Annotated in this window: 13 protein-coding genes; 4 read left to right on the top strand and 9 right to left on the bottom strand. The window is 47.2% G+C overall.

Features of this window, described 5'->3' with window-relative positions; genetic code table 11:
* Positions 1–43: 43 nt before the first annotated feature.
* The gene (locus tag E5S67_RS33635) at positions 44–316 is read left to right on the top strand and encodes a pentapeptide repeat-containing protein (RefSeq protein ID WP_339382711.1); all 273 of its coding nucleotides are present in this window, start codon (positions 44–46) and stop codon (positions 314–316) included.
* Between the two features lie 177 nt (positions 317–493).
* On the opposite strand, the gene E5S67_RS24180 is transcribed toward E5S67_RS33635, so the two are convergent.
* Both E5S67_RS24180 and E5S67_RS24175 read right to left on the bottom strand, forming a co-directional pair.
* Positions 494–1366, bottom strand: coding sequence for a 6-carboxytetrahydropterin synthase (locus E5S67_RS24180; RefSeq protein WP_172190911.1), 873 nt, complete (start codon positions 1364–1366; stop codon positions 494–496).
* 48 nt (positions 1367–1414) lie between these two features.
* Positions 1415–1678 (bottom strand): hypothetical protein, encoded by a 264-nt coding sequence (locus tag E5S67_RS24175; protein WP_216670684.1) that lies wholly within the window; start codon positions 1676–1678, stop codon positions 1415–1417.
* A gap of 120 nt (positions 1679–1798) precedes the next feature.
* On the opposite strand from E5S67_RS24175, the gene E5S67_RS24170 reads away from it, so the two are divergent.
* The gene (locus tag E5S67_RS24170) at positions 1799–3298 is read left to right on the top strand and encodes a cyclic nucleotide-binding domain-containing protein (RefSeq protein WP_172190909.1); all 1500 of its coding nucleotides are present in this window, start codon (positions 1799–1801) and stop codon (positions 3296–3298) included.
* A 130-nt stretch (positions 3299–3428) separates the two neighbouring features.
* Here the strand turns inward: E5S67_RS24170 and E5S67_RS24165 are convergent, their stop codons facing one another.
* From E5S67_RS24165 to E5S67_RS24140, 6 genes are all read right to left on the bottom strand, one after another.
* Positions 3429–4109 (bottom strand): DnaJ domain-containing protein, encoded by a 681-nt coding sequence (locus tag E5S67_RS24165; RefSeq protein ID WP_172190908.1) that lies wholly within the window; start codon positions 4107–4109, stop codon positions 3429–3431.
* A gap of 450 nt (positions 4110–4559) precedes the next feature.
* Positions 4560–5522: a cysteine synthase A gene (cysK, locus tag E5S67_RS24160; RefSeq protein ID WP_172190907.1), complete on the bottom strand. Its 963-nt coding sequence runs from the start codon at positions 5520–5522 to the stop codon at positions 4560–4562.
* Between the two features lie 56 nt (positions 5523–5578).
* Positions 5579–6019, bottom strand: a complete 441-nt coding sequence (locus E5S67_RS24155) for an RrF2 family transcriptional regulator (protein WP_172190906.1) — start codon at positions 6017–6019, stop codon at positions 5579–5581.
* A 399-nt stretch (positions 6020–6418) separates the two neighbouring features.
* Complete coding sequence (locus E5S67_RS24150) at positions 6419–8680, bottom strand: iron uptake porin (protein WP_172190905.1); 2262 nt, start codon at positions 8678–8680, stop codon at positions 6419–6421.
* Between the two features lie 293 nt (positions 8681–8973).
* Positions 8974–10623: an HD domain-containing phosphohydrolase gene (locus E5S67_RS24145; RefSeq protein ID WP_172190904.1), complete on the bottom strand. Its 1650-nt coding sequence runs from the start codon at positions 10621–10623 to the stop codon at positions 8974–8976.
* Between the two features lie 159 nt (positions 10624–10782).
* Positions 10783–11064 (bottom strand): 4a-hydroxytetrahydrobiopterin dehydratase, encoded by a 282-nt coding sequence (locus E5S67_RS24140; protein WP_172190903.1) that lies wholly within the window; start codon positions 11062–11064, stop codon positions 10783–10785.
* Between the two features lie 339 nt (positions 11065–11403).
* Between E5S67_RS24140 and E5S67_RS24135 the strand changes: the two genes are divergently transcribed.
* Both E5S67_RS24135 and E5S67_RS34130 read left to right on the top strand, forming a co-directional pair.
* Positions 11404–11655: a hypothetical protein gene (locus E5S67_RS24135; protein WP_172190902.1), complete on the top strand. Its 252-nt coding sequence runs from the start codon at positions 11404–11406 to the stop codon at positions 11653–11655.
* Between the two features lie 98 nt (positions 11656–11753).
* Positions 11754–11879, top strand: coding sequence for a hypothetical protein (locus tag E5S67_RS34130; RefSeq protein WP_281363569.1), 126 nt, complete (start codon positions 11754–11756; stop codon positions 11877–11879).
* 128 nt (positions 11880–12007) lie between these two features.
* On the opposite strand, the gene E5S67_RS24130 is transcribed toward E5S67_RS34130, so the two are convergent.
* Positions 12008–12490, bottom strand: coding sequence for a hypothetical protein (locus E5S67_RS24130; RefSeq protein WP_172190901.1), 483 nt, complete (start codon positions 12488–12490; stop codon positions 12008–12010).
* Positions 12491–12841 lie beyond the last annotated feature (351 nt).

Raw genomic sequence — 12841 nt, 5'->3', positions numbered from 1 at the left:
AATTTCCTTCCTTATATCTGAGTACGATATATCTCAGTAACTCATATTTCACGAGCTTATTTTTCCCGACATTAGTGGTGCCGACCTGAGTGGTGCCGACCTGAGTGGTGCCTACCTGAGTGGTGCCGACCTGAGTGGTGCCGACCTGAGTGGTGCCGACCTGAGTGGTGCCGACCTGAGTAAGACTCGGGTTGAGAAAGCCCGATTCAGAGCGAACTTAGGCATTTCTGAATCGATGAAGCAAGACCTGATTAAACAAGGCGCAATCTTTGAGGATTCTCCAGGCGATCGCTCTGAAGTTCTTACAAAAGTATAATGCTCTGGAAGAAGCTAAAAATGAGCCAACTTCTCAAGGAAAATATTATTAATTGTAGTCCTCTTTCAGAGGACTTTAGCTATGAGACAGGGGTTTTCAACCCCTGTCGGACTGTCGGACTGCCGGACTCTCAAACCTACAGAGAAGACTGGTGAATCTACCAGCAGATATTCAGCTCTAAACCCCAGCTAAAATCGCTTCCGGCTGCTGACGTTCCGCCCCCACTTCATCTAAATCAGCACCGTAAATTTCACAGCTATTATTCGGACTTTCAATCAGCTTAATTTTGTGCAACTCCGCGCCCAATTCCCGAACGGGCGATCGCAATAATTGCCCGATCCGAACTGCAATATTCTCCGCAGTCGGCACAACATTCTCAAAATAAGCAATATCCTTATTTAAAAAAGTGTGATCGAAGGGTTCAACAACATAATCGTCAACTGCTTTTTGCAAAGCTCCCAAATCAGCAATCATGCCAGTCCGCGCATCAATTTCTCCTTTAACTGTCACCTCTAAATGATAGTTGTGACCGTGACCGTTGGGACGAGCACATTTGCCGTAAATTTCCGAGTTTTCTTCAAAACTCAAATCGGGACGAGCCAACCGATGGGCCGCACTAAAATGAGTGGACAGAGTTAAATAAGCTTCCATTCCGTTTCCTAAATATTCAGCCCAAAGTTCGGGATGTTCAAACAATTGAATTTTGCTCAAATGTAAATGAGGGGCTAGCCGCAGCCAAATTTGCCGTGCTATGTTTTCGGTAGTTGGCAGAGTCTGCTCAAATTCCGGCCACGCTTCGTTAAGGTAGGAAAAATCGAGATCCTGGATAACTTCCCGCTTGATGACGTGCTTGACATCAGACAGGTTGAGCACCATGCCGTACTCGTCGAGTTCGCCTATCATGGAAACGTAAAGGACGTAATTGTGTCCGTGTCCCGGTGCGCGGGCAGTTGGGCCAAACCGCTCAAAGTTCTCGGCTTCGCTCAACTCCGGTAGCCAGTACCGGTGACTCGCCGAAAACTGTGCCCGACGATTGATGATGCACTGCATAAAAGTCAAGTAGGGTAAGCTTGTTAAGTTCTGTAAAGGACTTACTTCTTAAGGATAAACTAATTTTTGCTGGAATTTTTCAATAACTTGAGGGTGCTGTAAATGAATTTCTACCAATTTTCCAGATATTGGCAACACGTCGTTGCTCGATCGAGCCGCAGGGCCGGGTTTACGGCACAATACAGATATCCGGCAGAAAATACCGCTACAAAATAGTTTTTCGCCATCAGTTACTAACCTATCAGTTACCAGCCTTTGAGAAAGTGCCTGAAGCGGATCTATCCCTAAGGGAATCCACCTTTTTTGCAACACAGGGCACTCCACCATTAGAGTTTTTCGCCTAAGCTCTGCAATAGTTAGCAGTTGGCGGTTCAGTTGCGCTCAAAACTAATTACCCACGATCGATCACCAATTACCTATTACCAAATATTAATGAATTGGATTACTGCAGGAGCCGATCGCTTTTTTGAACATTTCTCGGGTGCGATGACAACCCCGCTATTCTATATCGGGAACACTCATCTGTCCATCAGTGCGATCGTCAAACTGATAGTTTTAGCTATATTTGCCTTGATTGTAGCTAAGATTATCAGCGAAGGAATCAAGCGCAGCGTGCTAGTTCGGATGGGATTGGATCGCGGCAGTCGAGAAGCAATTTCCACCATCATTAGTTATATTTTAGCAACTCTTGGCTGTATATTCGTCCTGCAAAGTGCCGGAATAAACCTCACTTCTCTCACCGTCTTGGCTGGGGTTGTCGGCATTGGTTTCGGCTTCGGCTTGCAAAATCTCGCCAGCAACTTTATCAGCGGTCTCACCCTGCTATTTGAACACCAAATTAGAGTCGGAGACTTTATTGAGATTGACCATTTATTAGGAACTGTAGAAACTATTTCCATCCGCTCCACAATTATTAAAACCATTGACGGACTGTTTGTGATTATACCAAATATTAAGTTTGTCGAAACTAACATTATTAACTGGAGTTACAGAGACCCCAGATGCCGCCTCCACATCCCCGTCGGGGTTGCTTACGGATCTGACCCAGTAATAGTTACGGAAGCGCTGTTAATTGCGGCGCGGATGGAATCGAATGTTTTGTCCCATCCTTCTCCTAAAGTATGGTTTCACGGTTTTGGAGATAACGCTTTAAATTTTGAACTTTTAGTTTGGATTGACCAGCCACAAGAAAGCGATGCCATTAAAAGTGCAGTTAATTTTTTAATAGATTACGAATTGCGCCACCGAAATATCGAAATTCCTTTTCCCCAGCGGGATTTGTGGCTGCGAAACCCCCAAGAGTTAACTAAACTTTTTTACAACAACAAAGATGATAATTCTAACGGAAAAGTTTTTCCGCATAATGCCAAACATTCAGCAGAGATAAAATCTAATCCCCCGGTTCCTGAACCTAAAAATCCAGGGCCTAAATCCCCTAATAATTGGACGCTGCGAGATTTGTTGAGGCGAGTAACTTATTTTGAACAGTGTACGGATTTAGAACTGCGACAGTTAATTGAATACGGCTACCGACAACTATTTCCAGCGGGACAGGTTGTATGTAAAGAAAATGACCCTGGCGATTCTTTTTATATTATTCTTTCGGGTACTGTAGAAGTTCTTTCTCAAAAAGCCGGTCAGTATATTGCTACGCTTCACGAGGGCGAGTTTTTTGGGGAAATATCTTTGCTGTTGGGAACTCCCAGAACGGCGACTGTAAAAACTAGCGAAGATGCAATTTTGTTTGTGGTGGAACGCCACGACTTGCAAAAACTTTTAAGAGAACAACCGAATTTAGCAGATCAGATTGCTCAAAAATTGTCGGAACGCCAGCAAGCTTTGAGAGATTTGGGATTGTTAGATGGCGACTCTCTGGGACAAACTCCTTTTCTTAAAATTCGCAAGCGAATTCAAGTTCTTTTTGGAATTTGATACGGGAAGGAAGTTCGGCAACGCGCAGTGAATCGGGATTTAATGGATTTAACGGATGGATTTTGAGGGGATTGGGAATTGGTAATTGGGCAATTCTCCCACTCTCCCACTCTCCCCTCTCCTTGACTAACTAACTTTTAATTTTTAATTCATCCTGTGCTTCCCGCCGCAGTCTAGCAGCAATTCTAAAGAGTTCTTGGCCGGTGTGCAAGTGGCGATCGTCATAATTTAGGGTAAATAAATGCAATTCTTCTATGCCGTCTCCGACTTGATTGATACAGTAGTAGAGATGCGCCGCAACTCCGGCTACATTAGATGGATTGGGCATGGATGTAAGAAAGTTATGAGCTTTTTTGAGAAACTCGCGGCTGGTTTCGATATAAAGTTGAAACTTTTCTATCAGTTCGTCATCAAACGGATCTGCGGACAATTCGTCTATTTCTTTTTTAAGTGGCTTCAAGATGCTGTTGAGCATTCTATTGACGGGTTTGTATACTTTAATCAGCCACTGTTCCATTTGTTCGTCGGCATCCCGTGCTGTTTGTGTTTGCTGGCGGCTGACGTTTGGTGCGGTTGGTGATTGCTGTTCGCTGGGGTCGGAAATTTGGCGATCGTAAGATTGTCTGTGCTGGGCGTCTCCTAATATTTCATAGGCTGCATTGAGGCGGACAATCTCTTCGTGATCGGCTTTGGAGCTGTGGCTGTCTGGATGAAATATTTTGACTAAACGGCGGTATGCTTGTTTAATCTCGGCTTGTGTTGCGGTTGGGCTAATCTTTAGGGTTTTGTAGTGATTGGTAACGGAAGACACGCTGTTATTTCCTTGAAATCTGGATAATCTGCGAAAAAGTGCTTGACAAAAATATCATTATTTGCTAATTTATTAGGTATTTATATGATATAAATGTCAAAAATTGTAAGTAAAAAACGTCTCTTTTCAACTTATCATAAATCTATTTTAGAAAAACATTGATGCTTTTGAAGTGGCAAGCCGATCGACATTGGGGACTCATATAGCACTCCTTCCACCAATTGTTAGCTCCTTCTCTTCTTCTCTATTCTCTTCCTTACAAGAGCGCTTAACGCTCGCTTCGCTAACGCGCCGAAAGCAGTTCAAAAAAAGCGCCTTCAGAAATTCGGCATCATTCGCGATCGAGGCAGCTACAATCTATCGCAATTCTTTAAGGTAAAAACCAAAGCCAAGCAGGGCGTACACTGTACGCCCTGCTCTGTGTTTCTGCCACTTGGGCCGGAGGGTGACCTAGTTGAGGGCCATCGCCAGATTGAGTTCTGGATCTTGGAACAAGGGAGTGCTGAGATAGCGTTCGCCGAAGCTAGGCTGAATCATCACAATCAATTTCCCTGCATTTTCGGGACGCTTGCCGACTTTCACCGCCGCACACAGTGCCGCACCGCTGGAAATACCTGACAAAAGTCCTTCTTCTCTGGCCAAGCGGCGGCCGTAGGCGATCGCCTCGTCATCCGTAACAACTATAATTTCGTCGATCGAATCCACATTCAGCACCGGCGGCACAAAACCAGCACCGATACCTTGAATTTTGTGAGGCCCTGGCTTTCCGCCCGACAGTATCTGACTGTTGGCCGGCTCAACGGCGATCGCCTTAAACTCGGGTTTCCGCGACTTAATCACCTCTGCGACACCCGTAATCGTACCGCCGGTGCCGACTCCCGAAATCAGGAAATCCACCTCCCCGTCTGTATCTTCCCAAATTTCCTCAGCCGTTGTCGAACGGTGAACCTGCGGGTTCGCTGGATTCCGAAACTGCTGCAACATATACGCATTGGGAGTTTTGTCCACAATCTCTTGAGCGCGGCGGATACAGCCGCTCATACCCTCAATTCCCGGAGTCAGTTCTAATTGGGCCCCGTAAGCTCGCAGCATCGATCGGCGTTCCGTGCTCATCGTATCCGGCATGGTCAAAATCAACTGGTAGCCCTTAGCTGCCGCCACCATTGCCAGAGCAATTCCGGTATTGCCAGAAGTCGGTTCCACTAAAACCGTTTTGCCTGGAGTAATCAGCCCTTCGGCCTCGGCTTGATTGACCATACTGACACCGATGCGGTCTTTCACCGATGCTGCCGGATTCATGCCTTCGAGTTTTACCACAATCCGAGCCAAGCAGCCTTCAGCTTGGGGAATGCGGTTGAGTTGCACCAGGGGCGTCCGCCCTACCAATTCTGTAATGTCGCCAGCAATACGCATAATCTTTGTCAGTTTGTGGTTGAAAGTAAATGTTAATTCCTAGTTGGCAATATTAACTAGATGTAATACATGATATCGAGCTGCCGTCTGCCATTGCGCTTTTCGCAAAGATCCTGTAGTGTATATTTTTGCAAAACTGAGTTGGCAATCGATCGGGCTTCTTGCCAAACTTCCCAAATCACAGCACTTTCTACAGTTTGAGCAGGCGAGTCTTTTTCAGCTCGATCGAACTCTGAGCCTTCGAGACAGTTGATAATTTCTAGGAGTGTAATTTTCCAGGGTTCCCTAGCCAAAATATAACCTCCCTTAGCTCCTCGCTGGCTGCGAATCAGCCCGCAGCGTCTCATGGTAGCCAGTAACTGCTCTAGATATCGATCGGGAATATTTTGCTGAGCCGCTATCTGGCGAATTTGCAGAGGCTCGCCTTCATCGTAGCAATCGGCAAGCTCCAGCAAAGCTAAGATTGCGTATTCGCTTTTACAGGAGAGTTCTACCATAATTGCTTCAAATATCAGAATTATCAACTTTGAAGTCAGATGTTAAAAGTCTCCTCAATGTTGAGTTCCAAATTTTAACTCCTAACTTTACCTTTTATTATACCCCGGTTTTCCACTGAACTTAATCGACTTTCATCTCTCGATCGTTGGGACGCTCCGCACTCTGGCTTTAGTGAAACCCTGTTGCTCGTTTAGACTTCCTCTGCTTCCACGACTGTATTACCTCAATCAAGAAACCGGGTTTCTGCGTCTATGACGGATCTTGTTTAATTTTTAATAGATTCTCGGCGTCCAATTCGGCCTATCGACAAAAAAGCCCTGCAGCAGGCAGGGCTAAACTTAGCATCTAGAGTTGCCAGCAGAGAGGGTATGACCCGCCCTGCCTCCTCTAACCCGCTATTAGAACGTGAAAGTAGTTCTCAGAGTACCAATGATGATGTCATCATTACGGTCATCTTGATTGGGATTGGTCACCCAAATCACGCCCGGAGTAACAGAAATGTTGTCCGAGAGCTGAAACTTGTAGAACCCTTCGATGTGATACGAATCATCGTTGCGGAAGCTCCGCAAATCGCTCGCAACTTCAAGTTTATCCAAGTAAGGTTCACGACCTACCACGAACCCTAGCAAGTTGCCTTCTTTCCCTAAATCGGGCAAAGCCAAGGTGACAGCGTAGTTCCAGATTTTCGCATCGCCGATGCCGAGAATGCGGGCATTGGTTAAACCAGCCCAGCCGCCAAGGATAAACCTCGGGCTCAGCCGCAACGAAGCCTGAGCACCGTAGGAGTTGCTGACCACTTTGCGAGCGCGGAAGCCCTCAAAGCCTTCGCTCAAACCGTTGAGAGAATTAGCCACGCCGGTACCAGTGAAACCGCCTAGACTGTCTGGCCCATTCCCTAAACCATTGTCAAACCCAAAGTTACCTCTGCTAAAGTAACCGTGGTTATAGTTGAAAGCAACTTGCAAGTTGCGTCCGGGGGTAAAAGTCAACTGCCCCATCGCTGTGTAGTCGCCGTTAAACAAGCCCGCGCCCTGGCTAGGATTGGCTGCATTTGATGCCAAGTAACCGAAGGACAGAGAAGTCGGGCCAAACACGCCACCCAGCAGGCCCCTGCCACCGAAGGCGTAGTCAAAGCCGATACCTGCACCGCCACCTAAGCGATAAATCGGGTTCCGCTGTCCAAAGGTGCTCAATGAACCGTTGCCGCCGTCAAAGTCTTCAAAGTAAGGGTTGACAGTCGGCATAATGTCGTCCCAGACGACAGCGTTGGCTGCAAGGGTAACGTTCAGTCGCGGACCGACGGGGAACTTGTACAGCAAGGTGTCGAGGGCAACAACGTTGTCGGTTCTGCCGACAACATTCCAAGTTTGAGTGCCTTCGCTGGTAGCCCCAAGGTTGAAGTTGCGACCGTTACCGACTTGAAGCCTGGTCAGGAGCAAGTCTCTGCCGGTGAAGCTCGTATTTAAATTCAGACGAACCCGTTGTTGGAAGACAGCTTCGTTGTTGTCGCTACCGAGGGTTCTGTTGTCTCTGCCAAAAACGCTAATGTCGCCACCAAAGTCGTCGCTGAGGGCGAAAATTGCTTCTCCAGTCAGCTTGGTAGTGGTGGAGAATTGGTTGGCTTCGAGTTCGGCTGTCCGAGATTCCAGAGCATCGACGCGACCGCGCAGGGTTGCCAGTTCCGCTGCAAATTCTTCTTGGAGCCGTTGAAGGGCTGCCAAGTCATCTCTCGTAGCGAAGTTGCCACTGCCTGCTTGAATTAACTCGCTAACCTTGTCTAAGCAAGCATTTAAACCGGCTGCAAATTCGTAGCGGGTCATCGCCCGGTTGCCGCGGAAGGTGCCGTCGGGATACCCGGCAATACAGCCGTAGCGCTCGACTAGGGATTGCAGTGCTTGGAAAGCCCAGTCTGTGGGCCGCACGTCGGAAAGTTGAGATACTGAGGTAACTTGACCTTGAGTTTCGCCGCCGGCAGCACCTTCGCTGCTGTACTGGTTGAGCTGTTCTAATGTGGCGGCTGGGTTTTGATCTTGTGGTGCGGAAGTTTGGGCTACAGATTCAGCCGGTTTGGGCAAATTTTGTTCTGCCGACTCTGCCACTGCCGAGGCTGGAGTTTCTAATTGAACTGCACCGATTTGCTCTGGGAGAGCGGTAGCTGCCGGGGCTGGGGTTTCTAATTGAGCTGCACCGATTTGCTCTGGGAGAGCGGTAGCTGCCGGGGCTGGGGTTTCTAGTTGGACTGCCGGGGCAGAATTTTCAACTGGTTGAGCGACTTTTGGCTCAACTGCGGCTAAAGATTCACTTGTAGCTTGTGATGCCGCTGCTTGGGGATTTGCCACTGCAGGGGCTGTGTTGGCTCCGGCGATCGCACTTTCAGTTGCAGCCGTGCCCGAATCTGCAATAGCTGCCTGGGTTTCGCTGCCCGCGGCGGCTTCGGAAATTTCTTCTACTGGCTCGGAGGCTGCGGTTGTTTCGGAAACAGCAGCTAAAGCATTGAGTTTCGCTTCGGAGGTTTCAGCGGTTTCAGCTTTTGCTGCAGCGGGGTTGAGCGCATCAGCAGCCTGCTGAGCGTCTGCTGCCATCGCGCTCGAAGAAACTACTAGGGTAGCTCCTAAGACTGCTGGGCTGATTAATAGGTAACTCCACAAAAATTTCGACATATTCACTCTCATCCTCACACCGATTACAGAGAAACTTTTCTAGTCTTCTATGTGGTCAGTTGTTGCTCAACTAGCATACTCTAAAAAAAGACCAAAATTTCACTTTTTCTTTTGATTCTTTCGGGTTGACCGAGTTTATAGATGTGACTGAGGGCTGCGGAGAGCCTGTTTTTTAACCTGTACTCAACCGCGTCAAAACCAGACCAGACTTGGGCTGTCGATTGATTTGACTGCTGACTCTTAATAGCGCCCGATCGCCTTATTTACTTTTTAGCACAGCACGACCGACTCGTCTAGGCTGATTCGACTTTCACATCCAAGTTGTGTCCGAGGACGCTAAAGACTTGGCGATGATCGAACAATTCTAACAAATCAGCGTTGATTTTGTTGTGAGCAGCTTCTTGGCGCAAAATTTTCATCGCTGCATCTGTCCGCAGAGCTCGCTTGTAGGGTCGATCGCCTGCTGTCAGGGCATCGTAAATATCGGCGATCGTCATCAATTGCGCTTGAATTGGAATTTCTGACTTGTTTAAACCTCGCGGATAGCCTGTGCCGTCCAGTTTTTCGTGATGTCCGTAGGCAATGTCTGGAACATTTTTTAAATCCTTTGTCCAAGGAATTTGCTTGAGAAACTCGTAAGTGTGAGTTACATGAGATTCTATGTCCGATCGTTCTGCCGGCGTCAGGTTCCCTCTCGACACCATCAATTGCAGAATCTCGTCTGGGCTCAGCAGGGGTTTCCTTGCGCCATCTATATCTCTATAAGTTTGTAGAGAAATCTCTCGCAGTTGATCTAGGGGTTCTGCTGCCAAAATGTGAGGCTCGTTTGCCTCTAGCAGCACTTCCCAGTATTCTGCTAATCTGGTTTTCGCCTCTGCTAGCTTAGTGTCTAGCTGTTCGATTTCCTGGCATTGAGCGCACTCTGACTCCTGGCTCGGGTGTTTTCGGTAGGCTGAATGCTCCAGCAAGTATTTATATTTAGACTGGACGCATTCCATTTCCATAGTCCGCTGAGCTAAGCCAAAGCGGTGGCGAATTATTTCTAGCTGTGCGGGGTAGAGCTTTTTCTGCTTGGTCAAAACTGCTTCGGGCACTCCAATTTTGCCAAAATCGTGCAGCAGGGCGGCGTAGCGAAGTTCTTGAATTTGGCGGTTGTTAAAGTAAATAGAACGCAGTCCTCCGCTGCTGACGGTGTTTACTTCTTCTGAAAGACGTACTGTCAGGGCTGCTACTCGTTCTGAATGGCCGTAGGTACAGGGGTCTCTGGCTTCTATGACTTGCACCGAGGCTTTGACGAAGCCCTCGAACAAATTTTCTATGCTGTCTTGGAGTTGGTTGCGCTCGATCGAGATTGCGGCTTGAGAAGCGAGCGATCGAACTATCCTTTCTTCCCACTCCGAATACTGCTGCGTCGATGCCCAGGCATTGTCTGCTGTCAGTACCGTATCTGCGTTTGTTTTGCGGTTGATCAGTTGCAGTACGCCTATTGTCTCGCCCTGTCGGTTTTGCATCGGCAGTACCATTACCGAGCAAGTGCGGTAATTAATATCTCTGTCAAAACTGGTATCTAGCTGGTAGGGTACGCCGAGGGGTAAGTCGTAGGCATCAGACAGGTTCAAACTTTGACCTGTAATTGCCACATATCCCGCCAAGCTTTTGTCTGTCAGCGGCAGAGCAAACTCCTTAAACGACAGTCTGGGTTGAGAAGCGTTTTGGGCTACCTTGAACAGCAGCTTAGATGTTTCGTTGCTGTGATCTACTAAGTAAACGCTGCCAGCATCGCTGCAGGTAATTTCCCTACTTTTGGATAAAATTAAGTATAACAAGTCGCCCAAATCTTGGGCGCTCGACAGAGCGGCGCCAATATCTAAAAGCTTTTCTATCAGATCGGTTTTTTCTGCAGCAGACTCGTTCTTGAACTCTGGCTTTTCAAATACGATCATGGTCGGATGATGGGGAATAGCCTTTTATACATTGAACGTTTGGGCTCTCGACTTTTTCACACCCGATTTTAACCCCAAGTCGATTTTTTATTTGCGAGCTTTCCGCGATCGGGGACTGTGGCTAGATGCAGAGCTCTTGTTGGGCAAACGGGAACTCTTTTAATCTAGCGTAGAAATCTCTTGGGCTAGCGCAAAGTCTTTCTCAGTTAAGCCTCCGGCATCGTGGGTTGTCAAGTTAAGTGTAACTTTGTTGTAGGAAATTTCTATGTCGGGGTGATGTGCTGCGGCTTCTGAGGGGGCGACCAACTTATTCACAAAGGCGATCGCTTCGATAAAATCTTTAAATAAACGAGTACAGCGCAGTTGCCTTCCTTCAAGCGTCCAGCCTGACAATTGACTGGCGCGCTCTTGAATTTCATTATTGTTAAGTAGGTCAGCCATAATTGTTCTTCTTTGGGATTAGCAATGGTATATTAACTGCCCACCTGTAGAAAACCTGACCAAAAACTATCCGCTCTCACCAATAGTGTGGAAGCTCAAGTTTTAATAACTCAAGATTTAACACTATTTGAGGTGAGAGCGGTCTAGCGGGTCTTCAGATTAGAACCTGACTGCCGGGAGAATCCCTAGCTCAGCCTGGTTCCCCGTGGAAGTCGTTTCCAGTTGGAGACGACGGCTGACTGCTAGTGAGCGGCCCCGGCGCACAGCCGGTAGTTTCCAATCTGATGACCCATGCGTTTACTACTTTCTATCATGGGCATCACCTCCAGGTTTAGCTAAATGGCTTTATATTTGAACGCACATCACCTAAATACAAGATTTAAGGTGATGATTTGTGCGCTAGCCATTGCCAGCATTACCGAAAGAACTTGCGTTCTGAGTATCATTCCAGTAGTCACAATTATTAGAATAACACAAGGAATTAGAAGTGGGGGAGGCAAATTGACAATTTTGCAATATCGGGGGAAATTACTGCTGCTGCAAGGTCTTCGATCTCTAGAGCAATTGGACGAGCGAGATTTTGAGCGTTAACTGCAAATATTTGATTTAGATGCGATCGCCCCACAGCGATCGGGTGTAAAATCGGTTTAAATGCGCGATCGCTGCTTAATTTCTTGCCAGATAGGAGTTTGCCAAATTTGGCGATGCCGTCGGGTGCAGCGAAAGTCCGCCAAAATTATGAAAAACAGAATTTGACTGTTGTTAAGTTAGCAAGCCGGCACAATCCCAATCCCGCAGAGAACGTCAACGGTTAGGGTAATTAAGGCAATGTTATAAGATTCGACAGATTTGTCTGTTATGAGAGTGCTTAGTTAGGCAGGTATACTAAGCTTCCATACTTGCACCCACTTGTTCGTGTTAGCAGCGTTAAGCGTTATCACTTTTAGTTTTCGATGGTAGTAATAACTTGCTTACCTAGCAGTAATTCTGCACGACCGTTTGTCGTACCCATCATTGGCCGGAGCGCACCACCATCGCCGAACAGGGTCTTAAATGCGGTTATAGCTGCGTCCCTAGTTTTTCCCCCGATTGGAAATTGAAAGCTTTTGTCAATCATTTTGATGGTTCTAGTTCCCCAAGGGGTGAGCTTTGCTATAGGAGTCGCTAGACCTTCGTATACACAGACGCGCAAAACCTTCTTGTGGTTGCCTTGAAAATCTACAATTAAAGTTCCTGTACCAGTCTTAGCATTTCTCGCTTTAATGCCTAATGCGTCAATTGATGCAGTAATACGAGTGTAAACACTGTTTCGGATGGGGTATTTAAAATAAGTTTTAACATCGTTGCCAATCTTCGGAACTAACACTTCAGCCGATGATTCTTTGGGCGTATAAGGTTTTGGGGGAGTCGCGAGTTTTTGAGCCATTTTAGCAGCTTCACGCTTTTCTGCAATTTCGATCGCAATTTTTAATGCTGCTGCTGTTATTGGTCTAACAATTGTTTTTATCTCTATAGCAATCCTAAATCAGTTTCAATAATTGGTTAACTGGTTCCCAAGCTCTGCCTGGGAACCGATGTCCAGAGGCTCTGCCTCGGCCCAAACTATGGAGGCAGAGCCTCCGGATATGCGTTACCAGGCTCTGCCTGGTAACGAGTATAATCATTTAGGATTGCTATATCTCGCTTTTATTTTTGAACTGTAGTTTAGACTAACCAAAGATGAGAACGGTGGCCAAAGAAGAACTAGAGCCACCGCGCCAGGAGAGAATGAGGGTGA

It is taken from the genome of Microcoleus asticus IPMA8, from assembly GCF_013179805.1.
In the GTDB taxonomy this organism is placed as follows: domain Bacteria; phylum Cyanobacteriota; class Cyanobacteriia; order Cyanobacteriales; family Microcoleaceae; genus Microcoleus; species Microcoleus asticus.
The sequence above is the reverse complement of the archived record's forward strand: the minus strand, read 5'-3'. Positions and strand labels throughout refer to the sequence as shown.

What these genes read in the sequence shown, in the direction of transcription:
- E5S67_RS24180 (WP_172190911.1), bottom strand. Translation starts at nt 1,366, where the DNA reads ATGCAGTGCATCATCAATCGTCGGGCACAGTTTTCGGCGAGTCACCGG.
- E5S67_RS24170 (WP_172190909.1), top strand. Translation starts at nt 1,799, where the DNA reads ATGAATTGGATTACTGCAGGAGCCGATCGCTTTTTTGAACATTTCTCG.
- cysK (WP_172190907.1), bottom strand. Translation starts at nt 5,522, where the DNA reads ATGCGTATTGCTGGCGACATTACAGAATTGGTAGGGCGGACGCCCCTG.
- E5S67_RS24155 (WP_172190906.1), bottom strand. Translation starts at nt 6,019, where the DNA reads ATGGTAGAACTCTCCTGTAAAAGCGAATACGCAATCTTAGCTTTGCTG.
- E5S67_RS24150 (WP_172190905.1), bottom strand. Translation starts at nt 8,680, where the DNA reads ATGTCGAAATTTTTGTGGAGTTACCTATTAATCAGCCCAGCAGTCTTA.
- E5S67_RS24145 (WP_172190904.1), bottom strand. Translation starts at nt 10,623, where the DNA reads ATGATCGTATTTGAAAAGCCAGAGTTCAAGAACGAGTCTGCTGCAGAA.
- E5S67_RS24140 (WP_172190903.1), bottom strand. Translation starts at nt 11,064, where the DNA reads ATGGCTGACCTACTTAACAATAATGAAATTCAAGAGCGCGCCAGTCAA.
- E5S67_RS24135 (WP_172190902.1), top strand. Translation starts at nt 11,404, where the DNA reads ATGGCTTTATATTTGAACGCACATCACCTAAATACAAGATTTAAGGTG.
- E5S67_RS24130 (WP_172190901.1), bottom strand. Translation starts at nt 12,490, where the DNA reads ATGGCTCAAAAACTCGCGACTCCCCCAAAACCTTATACGCCCAAAGAA.